The following is a 15,480-nucleotide window of genomic DNA, read 5'->3' as shown; positions in this document are numbered from 1 at the left end:
AGAAGATGGGGAATTAAACCCACTGATTTTGTGTGGAACTTGATAACACTCAACAGTTCGTTGCCTGTTTCCTTCTTAGTTAAACTCAAATCCTGAACACTACTCACTCCCCACAACAATAATTTTTCCCACCCACTTAGTTATTACAGCGTGACATGTCAACTGTTAACTCCCAACCGTCAACAACTCGCTTATGGCATCTAAAACGTTTAAATCCTTCTACAACATCAATTCTCTATTGCCTTTTTCGACAATGGATCGTTATATCACTAGCGAACTATTGCCGCCATTTCTATTTGGGGTTGGGGCATTTTCCTCCATTGGTGTGACAATTCATGCCGCATTTGAATTAGTTAGAAAAATTGTGGAATCTGGCTTACCTGTGGGGGTAGCGATTCAAGTTTTTTTACTGAATATGCCGCAATTCATCGTGCTGTCATTTCCGATGTCTACACTACTGGCTACTTTGATGACTTATAGTCGTCTTTCGGGTGAAAGCGAATTAATTGCTTTGCGCGGTTGTGGTGTAAGTGTTTATCGGATGGTTTTAACAGCGGTAATGCTGAGTTTGGTAGTTACGGGTTTAACTTTTATATTTAATGAGCAAATTGCCCCCGCAGCAACTTACCAAGCAACTGTGACGCTGGAAAAAGCAGTTAGATCTGATAAACCAAGTGTGAAAAGGGAAAATATTGTTTACCCAGAATATAGAACTAATAAAAAGGAAGATGGAAGCAAAGAAAAGGTTTTGATGCGGTTATTTTATGCAGATAAATTCGATGGTAAACTAATGAATGGTTTAACCATTATTGATCGTTCCCAAGCAGGAATTAATCAGATAGTTGTTGCTAATTCTGGGGAATGGAATGTTAAGGAAAATATTTGGGACTTTTATGATGGAACTATTTATTTCGTTGCTCCTGATAGTTCATACCGAAATATTTTGAAGTTTAAACATCAACAGTTGAAACTACCGCGTACTCCCTTGACTTTGGCAGAAAGAAGTCGGGATTACACAGAAATGAATATTGTTGAAGCTCTAGATCAATTAGAATTAGAACGTCTGGCTGGTGATGAGCCAAAAATTCGCAAACTCCAAGTGAGAATTCAGCAAAAAATAGCTTTACCTTTTGTTTGTGTGGTATTTGGTTTGGTGGGTGCAGCTATGGGAACTAGACCCCAACGTAGTGGGGCTGGTAGGGGTACGAGTTTTGGTGTGAGCGTAATTGTGATTTTTAGTTATTATCTATTTCAATTTATTACTGGTGCATTGGCTCAGGCAAATATCCTTTCACCATTTTTGGGGGCTTGGATGCCAAATATTTTAGGTTTGGTAATCGGGATATTTCTGTTGGTTCAAGTTGCAAAAAGATGATCATTTAAGGCTGGACTACGGCAATATCAGACCCTAATTAGAAATAGAAGTACTGTTTGCCTGGGGTAAGTGGGTGTGAATTTGCTGTCCTTGAGCATCAAAAATTAAAATCGGCATATTGGCATTATCTCCAATGACTTCCATTGCCTGTTGTAAGGTTTCTAAATGATTTTTAACACTGCTAAGATTACTATTATTGGCATCTGTAAAATTGCTTTGTAGAAGCTGCTCATAGTCACGAGTAATCCGCACATTCACAATTTTGTCGTCAACTGTAAATGTGCAAATCCGAACCTTCCCTTGGCAGGTTTTTTGTAAGTCGCTACGAGTTTGATTAAGGTTATTAACGGTGCTTTGTTGTTGAAGTTGGGCTTGTTGAAGTGCGGTGGTATAGGGTGAAATTAGTGCTTGGGCTTGATTGTAATAGGTACTAGCAGTCGGTATCACCTGTAGGGCATTAACTGCTTGTTGCCATTGAGTTGTAGCTACTTGCCATTGATTTTGTTGTTGGGAGTTTTCGGCAAGTTTGGCAGTTTCCACTGCTTTAATATATGCTCTGGCTGCAAGCTCTTCTTTAGCTGCGCGATCGCGTGCCATAATTAACTTAGGTTGATAAATTCGCAATAACTGCTGCGCTTCTACATACGCTGGGCTAGTTTGGGGTATCGGCACTAAGGCATTAACGACTATTTGCCAAGTTTCTTGGACTTTTTGTAATTCAACTAAGGTTTTAGCGGCATTTTCCCGTTCCATTGCGGCTTTGGCAACATTTTTAGCTGCGGTTAACTTTGAACTCCATTTTTCTTGAGATAGTAGTTGCACATTAATTGCTTGGAGTCCACTACGATACATTGACATTTTTGCCTGTACCAGGTTGCCAAATTCCCCATTGGGGTTAACATTTTCTAAAGGCGCGATCGCTTTTCGCCAAAGTTGCTGACGATTCTGTAATTCTTGAATGTTACTAGCCAAAAATCTAGATTCTTCAGTAGCGATCTCACCTGCTTTTAAACCTTCGGTAATTCGATTAGTTTCTTGCAACTTAGCTGTCAAATGCACTCCAATATCTGCGGCTTCTCGGTGGTAAGGAGACCATTGGGGAATAGTAGTGAGGGAATTATTGATATTTTTAAGTCTATGTGCTAATAAAGCTAGATCCTGTGGAGTTCGAGCCATTTTTGCCATTTGCGGAAATGAAGCGGCTAACACTTTAGCTGTTTCTAGTTGCCTACAAGTTGTCCCCACTACACAAGCGCTAGTCAACCAGTAAGCACCACCACCAAAAGCAGTCATAATCAATAAAGCAAAACCAATCAAAATCGGTGTTTGCTTGTTTTTAGGTTCTGGTGATTTTCCCAAGGGTTTATCCCTGAGAAAGTAAAATCTATTTTTTTTAACGGTTGTAGCGGTAATTGTCACTAATCCAGGACTATCGACTTCCATCACCGATGTTTTCATTCCAGAGGAACGAGTTACGGGAGAATAATCCACCTCTTGCTGTTGTTTAGCACACCACGAATGTTGAGTATAAGGTAACTTTTCACCTTCAACTCGGATGAAAATTTGCACCTGTTGATGACGATTGAAAGCTAAGGACTCTAATTTCCTTTCCACAACTCTAAAGATTTTTTGGGTATCAGGCATTACATCGAGCGGATGCTGAACTAAAATCATCAAATCTTTTTTGGTGACAGCACACCTGACTTGCAGTGATTGCTTCGATGAAACTTCTGTATCCAAATTTCCTTGGATAACCTCCGCTAAAAATTGTAAATCTTCTTGCTGGGTTGCTATATTCATCACACCATACTCGTAATTTTGATTGTTTTGTTTATAGATTAAATCGGGGAGTAAAATATACAGTTTAGTTGGTCTATTAAAAGGTTTGACAAAGCAGATTATTCCTGCTGTAAGCCTGTTTTTAGTTGTTTATAGCACAGCTTAATATGCTTTCCCAAAAGGAAATACAAACGTGCTTTGATCTCATCGGCATTAGGTAGAGGCAGCAGTTTCAGCTTTTGCTGTGTCGTGAAAAGCTAAAAATTCAAAGTTCATGATTTTTAGTTTTTAAACATCAGAATATTATTAAAAAAGATTTTCTAAATCTAGAAATTATTAATTCATTTATAAAAAATAAACAGCCTCAGTTATCAAAATACAAACCATATTTTTTTAGCAGATTATAACTAATATAAACAAATACAATACTGAAATATTTTTATATTTTTTTGTATTCGTACACAAGTAAAACTAAATTGCTGAAGTTGGATAAAACTAAATATACGAAAATTTACGCAAAAAAAATTATCCCTCTTCGTATATAATTGTTATTCTAATTAGTTTAAAGTTAGTCAAATTATGAAATGGGCGAAAAATTACTTGATTGAGAGATATTTTACAATTGAAAAAAGAATTACTCAATCAAATAACAATAATAATCTCGAAATAATTAAGTAATAACCCTACTGGTAGACGAAATATGTATTCATATAGGCTAGCATTTTTACTGAGTGAGTAAAAGCTTCATCATGGGGATATAGATGGGAAATGATTGCAGGAGTAGAACAAAACTAGACAACTAGGTAGGCATAAATAAAACATAGACGCGGTAGGCACGGAGTGACTTCTGTAAGTGCGGCTTCTTGCAGAGTACTACGTAAGGAACCGTAAATTTGACTAAAAGCCTTCTCACAAACCCTAACAGGAGGAACAGCCACCCCAAATATTTGCGCTTACCCCAACTGCCAATTACCTACTTTCTCAACACCCATCTGACTTGAAAATAAAAGTTCAATGGCTCTCAAAATAGATACATTCACCTTCTATTTTCATCCGTTCTGGTGTACGTCAGTTCATGATGGCTACTTATGAAGTAGTAGTAATTTTTTATTGGGCTTGCAGGTGAAAAATACTTAGTTTATTTAGATATCTAGTTAAAAGATTGAGATTGAGAACTATCAGATTGAAGCTAAATTTAATGTTAGTATAATTACCTTTTAACAGCTAAATTGATTTTTATGCTACAAATTTAGGACATAATTTTGAGAATTCATACATTGAATTTACCCAATTACCGGAATTAGATAGAATTAATATTAGTCAAAGTAATTATTTATAAACGAACCAAGTAGAGCTTCTGTGATTTTGGAATATAGCAAAAGCTGTGAACCTAACATTAGAAGAATGAAAGTATCAAAGAACAATCACTAGGTGTGTATCAAATGGACTTATTAGAGTATCAAGTTAAAGAATGGTTTGGTGATATTGGTATCCCAGTATTACCGTCTCAACGAATTGATCATCCAACAGATTTAAAGCGCTTAAAAATTCCTTTCCCCATAGTTCTAAAATCTCAAGTTTATGGGGGCGGTAGGTTAAAATCGGGCGGAGTCAGATTTGCAGACACCACCATTGACGCGATCGCATCTGCACAGAACATCTTTAATTTATCGATTGTTGGGGAATTGCCAGAAGTTGTTTTGGCAGAAACTAAGTACAATGCGGAGATGGAAATATACTTAGCAGTCGTCCTAGATACTGCAATGTGTCGTCCAATTCTGCTTGGTTGTCCTGAAGGAGATATTGATGATTGGGAATTAGTGGGGGAAAAGATGCAGCATATTGTTGTAGATCAGGAGTTTTCACCCTTTTATGCCCGTAGATTAGCATTAAAAATGGGATTGCAAGGTGTACTGATGCAATCTGTCAGTAGTGTCATCGAAAAAATGTATCATTTGTTCTTGCAAAAAGACTTAGATTTGGTAGAAATTAATCCTCTAGGAATTAATGCTAGTGGGCAAGTGATGGCACTTAACGGTAGCGTTGCCATCAACGAAAGATCCATCGCTCGTCATCCCGACATTGCCCTTGTAGCCAAAAAAATAGCTAATCGTCAGATTAAAAATGATAATAATGGGAATTTAAGAAACCATGAAAATACTGATGGGTATGGAAAAGTAGGTATACTAGGCAACGGGGCTGGCTCTGTGATGAGTACCATGGATCTGATTGCCAACGCAGGCGGAAAACCGGGTACATGTCTAAATCTACGTCATGCTTCCCCAATAAATGCATCTCCCACCAAATTTAGCGATCGCTTAGAAAAAGCTTTGAAGATTCTGGGTAACGATAAGAGTATTCAGGTGATACTAATTAATCTCCTAGGAAGCGTTCCCCAAGTCAACGAAGTCGCAAATGTGATCACCAGCTTTATTGAGTATCAAAAAAATAATTCCCAAATCTACAATACATCCACTAATGGCAGTAAAGCCAGACGACAAGCAAGTCACCAACGTTTGGTAATTAGACTTGCAGGTTCTGACTTCGATGACGCTAAACAAGAATTAGCAACTTTTGTTTCCCAGCAAAATCCGACTACAGATGTATTCATATCAATTGTAGATAATTTGGATGACGCGATCGCAGAAGCCATCCGACTAGCTAAATCGAACCAACGCAAGTGAACACTTCCTTGGGCAATTCATCTCAACACGGAATCACAGACAAGAAAGAAGACCAAAGTTACCCGCAAGTCTTCTTCTATCGCTAAATACATTAACAGAAGTTAGCATTTCCGAAAATTTTAATTTCAAAACTCTTGATTAGCAAAGGTTTTAGGTTAAGAGAAGGTTATTTGCCCACTATTCTCATAAGTTGGACTGATACGTGGTAATTTTAGCAGGAAGAGACAAGGGAGTTAATCTATTTGCACAGGTTCTGAAGCTAGTACAGGTCGGCAGAAGGAATAAAGCTTATAAAATAGGCTTTTTGTCTATTTTGAATGGTTGCCTTATTTACGTCGAACTGTACTAGATATTCAAGACTTATTCAACTTGAATTCTGCATTTTTTACTACTTATGCTCACAGCAGTTAGTTCAAAATATCGATTACCATTATTTAAATACATCTGTCAAAGTTATTACACAGATTGCGGGGGGTGATTTTTGAGATAGTTATATTCATGCTAACTAATTGCCTGCCGTGAATTAGGTATAAGGTTTAATTGAACCAGCTTATTTCCAGTTCTGAGTCTAAATAAAGTTTTCCTATATTCAATCAAAATTAAATGGCTTCGATACCCAAGATTGTGTCACTGTTATTCACTAATCTTAGGTAGTAAGTAGCCGAGTTTACCATGCTTTTTTATGAATTTAACGCCAAACAGCAAAGTTATCATTCAAGGCTTTAGCGAATTTATCTCAGCAACCGACATTTCCCAAATGCAAGTATATGGGACGAATTTGGTCGCTGTAATCAACCCAGGATGTGGAGGAGAAGAACTATATAATCTACCAGTATTTGACCTAATTGAAGAGGTGGTAGGAAAATTTGGATTAATTGATACTACAATTATCTGCGTACATCCCTATAAAGTATTGGACGCAGCCCTAGAAGCGATCGCATCTGATATTCGCCAAATAATTATCATTTCTCCAGGAGTACCACCCCTGGATATGGTGCAGTTACTTCGCAAAGCCGAAGCCAGTGAAACCCTAATTATTGGTCCCAATAGTCCCGGTATTATTGTCCCCGGTAAAATTCTTCTGGGTACTCAACCAAGTGAATTTTATACACCTGGAAATATAGGTATAATTAGCCGTAGCACGACCCTAATCTACGAAATTGCTAGGGAGTTAACCCAATCAGGCTTAGGGCAATCAATGAGCGTCAGTATTGGTAGTGACGCTATTGTTGGCTCTTCGTTTCTTCAGTGGTTGCAAATTTTGGACGAAGACGAAACCACAGAATTAATTGTTTTGGTAGGGCAACCTGGAGGAGGTAGCGAAGAAGCAGCAGCGCGCTATATTGCCGAGGTAATCGAGAAACCCGTAGTTGCTTATATTGCCGGGACACAAGCACCACCTGAAAAGCATTGGCGACAAACTGGAACTCTCGCTGCTGTTATCGGACGCGATCCCGACTTTGGTAGTGCTAAAAGTAAACTTAAGGCTTTTGCAGAAGCCAAAATTCCCGTCGCTCAACGTCCTTCCCAAATTCCAGAATTGGTGAGGAAACTGTTGAAGTGAAGATGTGTAAATTCAGAATTCTGGATGCAGAATTCTGAATTTACAGCCCCTCAAGATTTTTTTCTAAACCTTTGTCTTATTTTTCAACAAAGCTTGGGTACTAGATTCTCCAGCTAAACGAACTTGATTTGTCAGACGTGTGAACAAAAAGATTAAAACTCCAATTTGAGCTAATAAAACCACCATAATTTCTGGCGTTGACGAATGATACACACCTGCCCAAGGAAATGTGGAAATCAACCAGTGGAGTGGGTATTTGGTGGGATCTATAGCTGATGTACACAGCATGATTGGGGGAATAAACGCCAAAGCAGTAATAGTACCAACTGCCCAAAAGTAGCGTTTAGCAGTTTTTAGCATGAGCATTCGCTGGAAAATGGTGACATAAATCATCGCTATTGCTACAAACATACCGATGGCTAAAATTGACTTGAATCTACCAATTTCATTGATGATGACATCTAGCGAATCGGTTTGGTGGATGTTTAAGCTTGGGGATATGAGTAGCCACACTACAGCTGGTGCTAATGTGATTCCTAGGTTCAGTGCGATCGCACCCACGGAAATACTCTTATCAGTCAACAATAAATCCCGCAATTTTGAATTTTTCCACCAACCTTGACGACTACTAGAACTGACAGTGTGATATCTTGCCCAATCTTGAACCGTTTGACGCTGTGGGGACAAAATGATAGTTAATCCTGTCAGTAGCACAATGTTGAAGAAAAGAATCACAAACAAATTCGGTATAATCTGCTGATTTAAATCAAAAAATCCAGAAAAGCCAGTTACTTTTTTATAACTGTACTCAGTATGAGGGTAGTAGGAATTAATTGAATGCTGAAGTGTAAATCCCCACAATATTACTTGGAATGAAGCCACTAACCAGTAACTTTGAACTTTACTAATTACAGTTGCATTAGGATTTCGGAAACGACGTAGTAAACCTTGCCAAATCCAATAACTCCAAAAGCCAAAATTCGCCAAACTAATCGCAATGAAACCAAATAAAGTGGAACCTACTGGGATGAAGAAAAACTGTAGTTTCTGCAATTCAGTTAACATTGAATTGGACGAATCCATCAACCCACTATAACTATAATTTACAGAATTGAATGAAGATAGATTCGGGAAAAGATAAATAATCGAATCCCATGGTACAAGTATTTTGATCCAAACCGCAGCATGATTTAGAGGAAAACCTGTCCCAAAAGTCGCAGATATTATATATAAGAAAAACATCACTGCACCGCTACCCAACCACGGCTGCAACCCTCTATAAAATTGGCTAACTAAAGCAAATAAAAGCGCTCCACTGTAGAAAAAGAAGCAACAAGCTCCTAACATTAAATAAAATAGGGAAATCTGGATAAGATTAAAACCGAGAGATAATCCCACAAATGCATGAAATGGAATTGCCGTCCCAACTAAAATGTAGATTAAAATTGGAATACCCAACATTTTTCCCAGTAATATACTAGACTCAGATTGAGGACTGAGACGGATAAAATTTAGAGTTCCTTTTCTTTCTTCCTGCGTGAGATTATTAATTAAAAGGTATGTCCCAGCAATTAATAGAACAAAAACAAAGGTACCAGTTAAAGCCAAAAACATATATTTGTTATGCTCAGTCCACCAACCTGTGTAGTCTATTTGGCTTTGAGGACAGAAGACATTATTACTAGATAAAATATTATTAATTTTATCTTGACCTAGTTTATTAATTTTTAGTTGTTCTTTAGCTAAATTGAGTTTTTCTGCATCATAGTTAATTTTGCTGCTATATTTGTAAATTTCATTTTGAATTGTTGTTGCAGCGTTCTCTAAAAGTCTTCTTTCATTTCTATACCCTTCTCCTAGTTTGCAATATTTATCACCAACAGAATACTTCTCACCAGGAAGAGATGTAATTTGAAGTAGAAAAAGTATTCCTTGTAGTAAAAAAGATATTCCAGTAGTAATTAATACTGGAAATAATTTGACTCTTCCCTTGAGTTCTCGCATTAACTGCGGATTCCAATCTCCGATTTTATCCAGGATATTGAGCATTTCTTGATTTTACTCCGAATAAAGGTTAATAATTTCCATAATTTACTACTAAGTTTAATTTTTTAGGAAGCTTGTTTATGTCCTAAATTCAGGAAAATTGTTTCTAAATCTTCTTGAGTGCAGTGAAAATTAGTCACAGAAACACCTGCATCAATCAAACTCCGTAACAAATCAGCGCAATCTGATTGTTGACCAGAAAAATTCACCCTGACACGATCTTTTGTTGGCATTAACTCCCAATCTTTGACTAAGAGGTTATTTTTGAGTTCCCCCACCAAGGTATCGATTTTACCAAGGGTAGTAATCTCAATTTGTTGCCTCGAAAGTCGTTGATAAAGGTTTTGCAAAGATGCACTTTCTACTAAGAACCCTAATTCCATGATTCCCACAGAAGTACAAAGTTCTGCTAAATCGCTCAAAACATGGGAAGAAATTAAAATAGTCATCCCCGCTTCTTGCAGTGCTTTGATGATTTCCCGAAACTGCATTCTGGCAATAGGATCGAGTCCAGAAACTGGTTCATCCAACAGCAATACAATTGGTTCATGGATGATGGTTCTGGCTAAACACAGCCGTTGTTTCATCCCCCGTGATAATGTGGAAATTAGGCTATGACGCTTATTTTCCAGTTGAATCAGTTCCAAAACTTCCTGTAAACGTTGAGTACGTCGAGGTTCTCGTAATTTATATAATCGAGCAAAATAATCAAGGTAATCCCAAACTGTCAATTCTGGATATAGGGGATAGTCATCTGGTAGATACCCAAGACGACGCTTCAGAGTCGGATTACTTTTGTCACGTAATAACCGATCACCATTGATGTAGATTTCACCACAGCTTGGTTCTTCAGCAGTTGCTAACATCCTAATTAAGGTTGTTTTCCCTGCACCATTGGGACCAATCAAACCATAAACTTCTCCACCTTGGATTTCTAAGTCAATTTCATGAACAGCGATATGTTTATCAAATTGCTTAGTTAATCCTGAGGTGCGAATCGCTAATTCTTGTACCATAGCTAAGATAAAGACGGTTTTATAATTAACAACTAACCTAACTTTCAACTACAAGCTTTGTCTGGTTCGTTACCGAAAATGAAACCATCTTCATCAAAAATTTATCAATCTACAGAAATCCCAGATGAACTGTCCTGTCCAACAAATGTAACACTGCTACGTCTCGACAATGGTGGGTTTAATACAAAGCACAGCAGAAACCATGACACCAGAGATAGGCAAAATCATAATGGACTATTTTGATTTATTTACAGTCTTTTACTGTTGGAGTTGAATGAAAAAATATTAAGAAAATATTAAAAATTTATTATCACAGGATATTTTTGTTTGTTGAGTAGTTATTTTGGTTCAAATGGATGATTTTTAGAAAACTAAAAGGGTTATTATTTATGTGTCAGGATAATTTAAAAACAATCTCAAAACATTATCAAGTAAGTGAACTATTTCAACCTTTCAGCTTTTAAACAAAGTCACCTTTTCACACTGGTTGGTGATGAGAGTCAAGCAGTTGAGATTGGGATTTCTTCTCCAAGTGAATATCTTTGCGCTCATCGTGAGCGTATACTACCTGATTGGAGAAATCAACCTAACATGTTAGTGGTTGTGGTGTTACAGCGATCGCGTTTTGAATTGGTGCATGATACTACCGTTATTTCTGATGAAAAACAGAGGTTACGGGAAAAATTCATGCGCTTTGGATTAGATGTGGCTTTTAATTTGCGCGATTGTGGTTATTTAACCGATTTAATCGATCCACGAACAGGTTATCCACTACTTTCCCACCCAGGTCAAATTCCCCATGATGACACAGCAGCAGTCAAAGCTTTACTTGGTTATCCAATAATCAAAAACCAATGCCGCGTTTTAGTTCATCCCCAATGGGGTACAGCAGTTTATCCTAGTATTTTAGTTTCCACAGCACCACCAATTATGATCGAGTGGGCAATCAGAACTATTGGTAATTTACATGGATGGTATGACCAGCAAACTCAAGAGTTAGGTATACTAACTGCGGAATCTTAATGTAGTCTCAAGTGACATCCATAAATTCCAAATTAGGATCAAAGACGAGAAAATTCTAGTTATACAGGTTGTATTCGCAAAGAATTTGGATGGAGATGCGGATATGAATTTAGTTTATTAGTTTAGTCAGTTTTTAAAGATTAACACCAGAAATAAAGCACAATTATCGAAATATAACTGATAGGTGCTAAAAATCAATCTGGTGATAACCTGTTTGAACATACCTGGATTGTGGCAATTGAGGCATTGTAATTGCCGTCATAAATAATAACTCTTGATTTCACAAGCACCCTGAAACAGTATCAATATTTACTGAATATATAGCGATAAATAAGAATTGGCTCAACATTCAGTTATTCATCAGTACCACCACCAGTCACATTAAAGTCCTTCGCAGTTATACCCAGGACAGCCAGTCCACCGGATGTAACATATTTACACACCTGGACAAAAGCAGTTTTATCTCCCCCAAATGTATCGGGTGTAAACGCAACAAAACCAGTAAAAGAAAGAGTAATTCCAATTGCCGTTGTTTTCCAGTTTTTCATCGCACTGGTTACAATTGTTTGAGAATTTTTGGAGGAATGTGTAGATTCTTGCATGATGTTATCCTTGGGATTTTGATATTGTTGTTATATACCTCAAGACAGATTTGGACTATTCCGCAAGAACTAAATAACTTAGCTTGAAAATATACTTTCTTTAATTTTAAGTAGCAAAATATTTGAGAAATGAGAAAGTTATTAGAAACTCATATCATCTGACTTCTGAAAAAAAAGGGAAAATAATGCCTATCTTTGTCAAAATTGAGCAGGGGAAAGTTGAAAAGCCGATATTTGATCAGTATGTACCCGCTCATACAGCTTATGTTCGGGATTTAATCGCTAAAGGACATCATGCAAAAACTGGGTATTGGGCTGAAAGAGGTGGGGGAATGATGATTTTTGAAGCTGCATCAATAATAGAAGCAGAAGCGATTGTTGCATCTGACCCTTTGGTACAAGCTGGCTGTGTGGAGTATCAGCTCCATGAGTGGCGAATAGTTGAGGAATGAGATTCGGGATATCATTGCCCAGTTTTGTGATTTTAGTGCTATAGTGGTAGACGACTGGATCTATGCGACTTCAACGCCCAAACTTTGTCAGAACCGGAAGGTAGCAGCAATACGGGATGCTTGTGGTAGGCGTAGACTCCGGTCACCTTGACAATTCACTTTTTTCTTGACGCGATCGCGTAAACGCAAAAACAATGCCTGGTTTTGGAGACATCGTTCAAAAAGCTTTTTATCTTGGTGTTGGTTTAGCTTCCTATGCTGGCGAGAAGGCAACAGGAAGAATTTCCGAGTTGCGATCGCAAGTGCAAAAACTAGCTGATGAAATGGTTGCGCGGGGCGAAATGTCCACCGAAGAAGCCCGCCGCTTAGTGGAAGAAATGATGAAGCAGGCGCAGCAACAACAGCCACCCATCAATGAAACTAAGAACTCATCACCATCAGAACCCCGACGGATAGAAATTCTTGAAGAGGATGAACCAGCAAGCAGCACTAAAAGCACACCTACAGATGATGTAGATGGTTTGCGCGACCAAGTGAAACGGATGCAAGAAGAACTACGGCGTTTACAAAAAGACCAGTAGTTAGATCTATTAATTTTTATTACCCAAATAGTATAATTTCACAAATATATGCAGTCGCCTAGTTTAAACTAAAAATTGGTGTTTGACAGCGTAATATTAGAAGTATCGGCTTGCACTATAAGCTATCATCACCGTCACAAGCCAGCTAGGGACGACTTTATGGATAAGTGGCAAAAGGATTTTTGGGAAGTATTTCAAACACTGGCTGATGAAGTCGAAAGCTTCTTTACAGGAATGACAGAAGCAGTAGATAATTTCTTAGAATTAACAGAAGAATTAGGCGAACAAGTTCAGAATACAATTGCTACCGAAGTAGATCAATACCTACAAGATATTGCCGAACCATTTTTAGATGGGTATTGGGATGCTAATGATGTTCCTAACACTGATTTTGGTTTAGATCCGGCTTTCCCCTACGGAGTAGAAGCAACCCCAGAGAAAAACCCCGCTTGTATCGGTTGCCTTCACTACCATGGTCAAGTATATGGTGGTAACTTGTTAGTATGTGGAATGCATCCTTCCGGTTGGGAAGAAACCAGTTGTCCTGACTGGCAAGAGGAAGAGTTTTAGGATAGATTCAAAGTTCAGAATTTAAGTAGCATCAAATTTATGAGTAGTTCCTCACCAGAAATTGCATCTCAATCATTTCCAGAAATGAAATATGGTGAACGTGAGATTAGTGAAGGCAAACTGATCACTTTCCCAAATCCTCGAATTGGTAGGAGGTACAACGTAGATATTACTTTGCCGGAATTTACCTGTAAATGTCCATTTTCTGGATATCCAGATTTTGCCACCATTTACTTATCTTACATTCCCAACGAGAAAGTAGTAGAACTAAAGGCACTAAAACTATACATTAACAGTTACCGCGATCGCTATATTTCTCACGAGGAGACAGCGAACCAAATTCTAGATGATTTTGTCGCAGCTTGTGATCCTTTGGAAGCAACTGTTAAGACTGATTTTACTCCACGCGGGAATGTGCATACCGTGGTTGAAGTCAAGCATGTGAAATAATTTTTCATACTAGCTTTAGAGTTCGTAATTAATCTAGGTTGGGAAACCGCTATGAAGTAGAGATTTTCCCAACCTACAAGATGATCATACGAAAACTTCATAAGTGATAAAAGCCACTAAGTATCCTGGCAATGGTTGATATTTAAGTAAACCTAGCGACTTACCTCCAGATACATGATAATAATGTGGTGATAATTCACACTCTTTTCGTCAGTTATGATCGTCGAAGAAAATCAAAGAAAACCTTCCCTATTTGGACTCTCCAACTCAAATAGAGACTTTTTACAAAAAGATAGTTGGGGAAAAAATCAATTTAATTCCTCTTTTCCAGCTTCCCTTGCTTGTTACATGCATAGTATCCAAGTGCAGCCAGTGTATCTTAAGTTAAATTCATCTCTTAATATTATTCAGGAGCAAATCACTGTAACTGAGCTTTTTGGAGAAGTTCCCCTATCAGAGAAATTATTCTTCGCATTTGAAAGCGATTATTTACCCTACAGAAAAATAGTCATAGGAAAACTCCCAAGAGTAGATTTAGTTACTCAAGATATCAAAACAAACAAAGACTCATGTCTGAAAAGTCTTGAGATTAAACTAACTGCTTTACCAGATAACTCTACATATCGATTGAGTGATGATAGATATGGCTGTGAAATTGTTGTCAGACCCGATACTATAGTTTACCTAGCCCTAAGTATTGCAGATAAGCTCCAACATAATAAAGAAACTATTTTGGAATACTTAGATCCGGTATTTCAAACAATAGATAATTTAACTAGTATTAGAAGTGTTCTCCCTAAAATATCTGAAATTGTGGTAAGTATGGATAATTTACTTTTAAATTATCTAGATATTCAGTCGCCATTAGTAATGCAACCAGTATGGAAAACTGTAGGAAAAACCTCTAAATTATTTACAAATTGTTTAGATATGTTTATTTGGAGTGATTTCGCATTTACAAGATTATTTTTTGACGTAGCAAAAAAGGCAGCTAAAAATGCGGAAACTATCACAAGATCTACAAGAAGTGTAGTCTGGCTTGCGAAAATGCTATACGATTTTGCAAGTAATGGTAAAATTAATCATCAATTTATTATTGACAATTACACTTACAACACAAAAAATGACAAAGCTTTTGCAATAAATGGAATAGGTACTTATGGATATATGAAATCTCCACAATTAATAAATCCAAGAATAAAAAAAGAGGAAATAAAAAATATTATTCTTGGTGGAGGACAAAACTATCTAAGTCCTGAAAGACGTTTTGATGGAATTATTCTGAGTAATCCAGAAATATTTGATGAGTCATTGAAATATATTTAATATTAAGTCAAA

The 15,480-nt window shown here is 37.3% G+C and carries 13 protein-coding genes and 1 other RNA gene; 10 read left to right on the top strand and 4 right to left on the bottom strand.

Annotated elements, in window-relative coordinates; genetic code table 11:
- The first annotated feature begins 193 nt into the window (after positions 1-193).
- Positions 194-1,375: an LptF/LptG family permease gene (locus CAL6303_RS22090; protein ID WP_415748897.1), complete on the top strand. Its 1,182-nt coding sequence runs from the start codon at positions 194-196 to the stop codon at positions 1,373-1,375.
- Positions 1,376-1,408: 33 nt separating this feature from the next.
- Here CAL6303_RS22090 and CAL6303_RS22085 read toward each other — a convergent pair whose 3' ends face one another.
- Positions 1,409-3,175, bottom strand: a complete 1,767-nt coding sequence (locus CAL6303_RS22085; protein ID WP_015200052.1) for a hypothetical protein — start codon at positions 3,173-3,175, stop codon at positions 1,409-1,411.
- A gap of 1,421 nt (positions 3,176-4,596) precedes the next feature.
- Between CAL6303_RS22085 and CAL6303_RS22080 the strand changes: the two genes are divergently transcribed.
- Positions 4,597-5,838 carry an ATP-grasp domain-containing protein gene (locus CAL6303_RS22080; RefSeq protein ID WP_015200051.1) on the top strand — a complete coding sequence of 414 codons (1,242 nt, stop codon included), beginning with the start codon at positions 4,597-4,599 and terminating at the stop codon, positions 5,836-5,838.
- Between the two features lie 682 nt (positions 5,839-6,520).
- Entirely contained in the window at positions 6,521-7,402 is an 882-nt protein-coding gene (locus CAL6303_RS22075) for a succinate--CoA ligase subunit alpha (RefSeq protein WP_015200050.1), read from the top strand.
- A 63-nt stretch (positions 7,403-7,465) separates the two neighbouring features.
- On the opposite strand, the gene CAL6303_RS22070 is transcribed toward CAL6303_RS22075, so the two are convergent.
- Both CAL6303_RS22070 and CAL6303_RS22065 read right to left on the bottom strand, forming a co-directional pair.
- A complete protein-coding gene (locus CAL6303_RS22070; RefSeq protein ID WP_015200049.1) occupies positions 7,466-9,451 on the bottom strand; it encodes an ABC transporter permease subunit in 1,986 nt (661 codons plus the stop codon).
- Positions 9,452-9,513: 62 nt separating this feature from the next.
- On the bottom strand, positions 9,514-10,464 hold the full coding sequence (locus CAL6303_RS22065) for an ABC transporter ATP-binding protein (protein WP_015200048.1): 951 nt from the start codon (positions 10,462-10,464) through the stop codon (positions 9,514-9,516).
- A gap of 435 nt (positions 10,465-10,899) precedes the next feature.
- On the opposite strand from CAL6303_RS22065, the gene CAL6303_RS22060 reads away from it, so the two are divergent.
- Positions 10,900-11,487 carry a methylmalonic aciduria and homocystinuria type D protein gene (locus CAL6303_RS22060; RefSeq protein WP_015200047.1) on the top strand — a complete coding sequence of 196 codons (588 nt, stop codon included), beginning with the start codon at positions 10,900-10,902 and terminating at the stop codon, positions 11,485-11,487.
- 353 nt (positions 11,488-11,840) lie between these two features.
- Here the strand turns inward: CAL6303_RS22060 and CAL6303_RS22055 are convergent, their stop codons facing one another.
- Complete coding sequence (locus CAL6303_RS22055) at positions 11,841-12,089, bottom strand: hypothetical protein (RefSeq protein ID WP_015200046.1); 249 nt, start codon at positions 12,087-12,089, stop codon at positions 11,841-11,843.
- Between the two features lie 185 nt (positions 12,090-12,274).
- On the opposite strand from CAL6303_RS22055, the gene CAL6303_RS22050 reads away from it, so the two are divergent.
- The 6 genes from CAL6303_RS22050 to CAL6303_RS22030 all read left to right on the top strand — a co-directional run bounded on the left by CAL6303_RS22050 (position 12,275) and on the right by CAL6303_RS22030 (position 15,468).
- Positions 12,275-12,541, top strand: coding sequence for a YciI family protein (locus tag CAL6303_RS22050; protein ID WP_015200045.1), 267 nt, complete (start codon positions 12,275-12,277; stop codon positions 12,539-12,541).
- 51 nt (positions 12,542-12,592) lie between these two features.
- An RNA gene (gene ffs / locus CAL6303_RS28725) (signal recognition particle sRNA small type) lies at positions 12,593-12,689 on the top strand.
- A gap of 46 nt (positions 12,690-12,735) precedes the next feature.
- Positions 12,736-13,122 (top strand): phasin family protein, encoded by a 387-nt coding sequence (locus tag CAL6303_RS22045; protein ID WP_015200044.1) that lies wholly within the window; start codon positions 12,736-12,738, stop codon positions 13,120-13,122.
- Between the two features lie 159 nt (positions 13,123-13,281).
- Positions 13,282-13,692 carry a hypothetical protein gene (locus tag CAL6303_RS22040; protein ID WP_015200043.1) on the top strand — a complete coding sequence of 137 codons (411 nt, stop codon included), beginning with the start codon at positions 13,282-13,284 and terminating at the stop codon, positions 13,690-13,692.
- Between the two features lie 39 nt (positions 13,693-13,731).
- The gene (queF, locus tag CAL6303_RS22035; protein ID WP_015200042.1) at positions 13,732-14,142 is read left to right on the top strand and encodes a preQ(1) synthase; all 411 of its coding nucleotides are present in this window, start codon (positions 13,732-13,734) and stop codon (positions 14,140-14,142) included.
- A 216-nt stretch (positions 14,143-14,358) separates the two neighbouring features.
- Positions 14,359-15,468: a HindVP family restriction endonuclease gene (locus CAL6303_RS22030; RefSeq protein ID WP_015200041.1), complete on the top strand. Its 1,110-nt coding sequence runs from the start codon at positions 14,359-14,361 to the stop codon at positions 15,466-15,468.
- Positions 15,469-15,480 lie beyond the last annotated feature (12 nt).

The sequence above is a fragment of the Calothrix sp. PCC 6303 genome (assembly GCF_000317435.1).
Lineage (GTDB): Bacteria > Cyanobacteriota > Cyanobacteriia > Cyanobacteriales > Nostocaceae > PCC-6303.
This window is presented reverse-complemented; position numbering and strand designations above follow the sequence as displayed.

Excerpts from the sequence above, each read along its gene's own strand:
- CAL6303_RS22090 (WP_415748897.1), top strand. The coding sequence starts at position 194 with ATGGCATCTAAAACGTTTAAATCCTTCTACAACATCAATTCTCTATTG.
- CAL6303_RS22085 (WP_015200052.1), bottom strand. The coding sequence starts at position 3,175 with ATGAATATAGCAACCCAGCAAGAAGATTTACAATTTTTAGCGGAGGTT.
- CAL6303_RS22080 (WP_015200051.1), top strand. The coding sequence starts at position 4,597 with ATGGACTTATTAGAGTATCAAGTTAAAGAATGGTTTGGTGATATTGGT.
- CAL6303_RS22075 (WP_015200050.1), top strand. The coding sequence starts at position 6,521 with ATGAATTTAACGCCAAACAGCAAAGTTATCATTCAAGGCTTTAGCGAA.
- CAL6303_RS22070 (WP_015200049.1), bottom strand. The coding sequence starts at position 9,451 with ATGCTCAATATCCTGGATAAAATCGGAGATTGGAATCCGCAGTTAATG.
- CAL6303_RS22065 (WP_015200048.1), bottom strand. The coding sequence starts at position 10,464 with ATGGTACAAGAATTAGCGATTCGCACCTCAGGATTAACTAAGCAATTT.
- CAL6303_RS22055 (WP_015200046.1), bottom strand. The coding sequence starts at position 12,089 with ATGCAAGAATCTACACATTCCTCCAAAAATTCTCAAACAATTGTAACC.
- CAL6303_RS22050 (WP_015200045.1), top strand. The coding sequence starts at position 12,275 with ATGCCTATCTTTGTCAAAATTGAGCAGGGGAAAGTTGAAAAGCCGATA.
- CAL6303_RS22045 (WP_015200044.1), top strand. The coding sequence starts at position 12,736 with ATGCCTGGTTTTGGAGACATCGTTCAAAAAGCTTTTTATCTTGGTGTT.
- CAL6303_RS22040 (WP_015200043.1), top strand. The coding sequence starts at position 13,282 with ATGGATAAGTGGCAAAAGGATTTTTGGGAAGTATTTCAAACACTGGCT.
- queF (WP_015200042.1), top strand. The coding sequence starts at position 13,732 with ATGAGTAGTTCCTCACCAGAAATTGCATCTCAATCATTTCCAGAAATG.
- CAL6303_RS22030 (WP_015200041.1), top strand. The coding sequence starts at position 14,359 with ATGATCGTCGAAGAAAATCAAAGAAAACCTTCCCTATTTGGACTCTCC.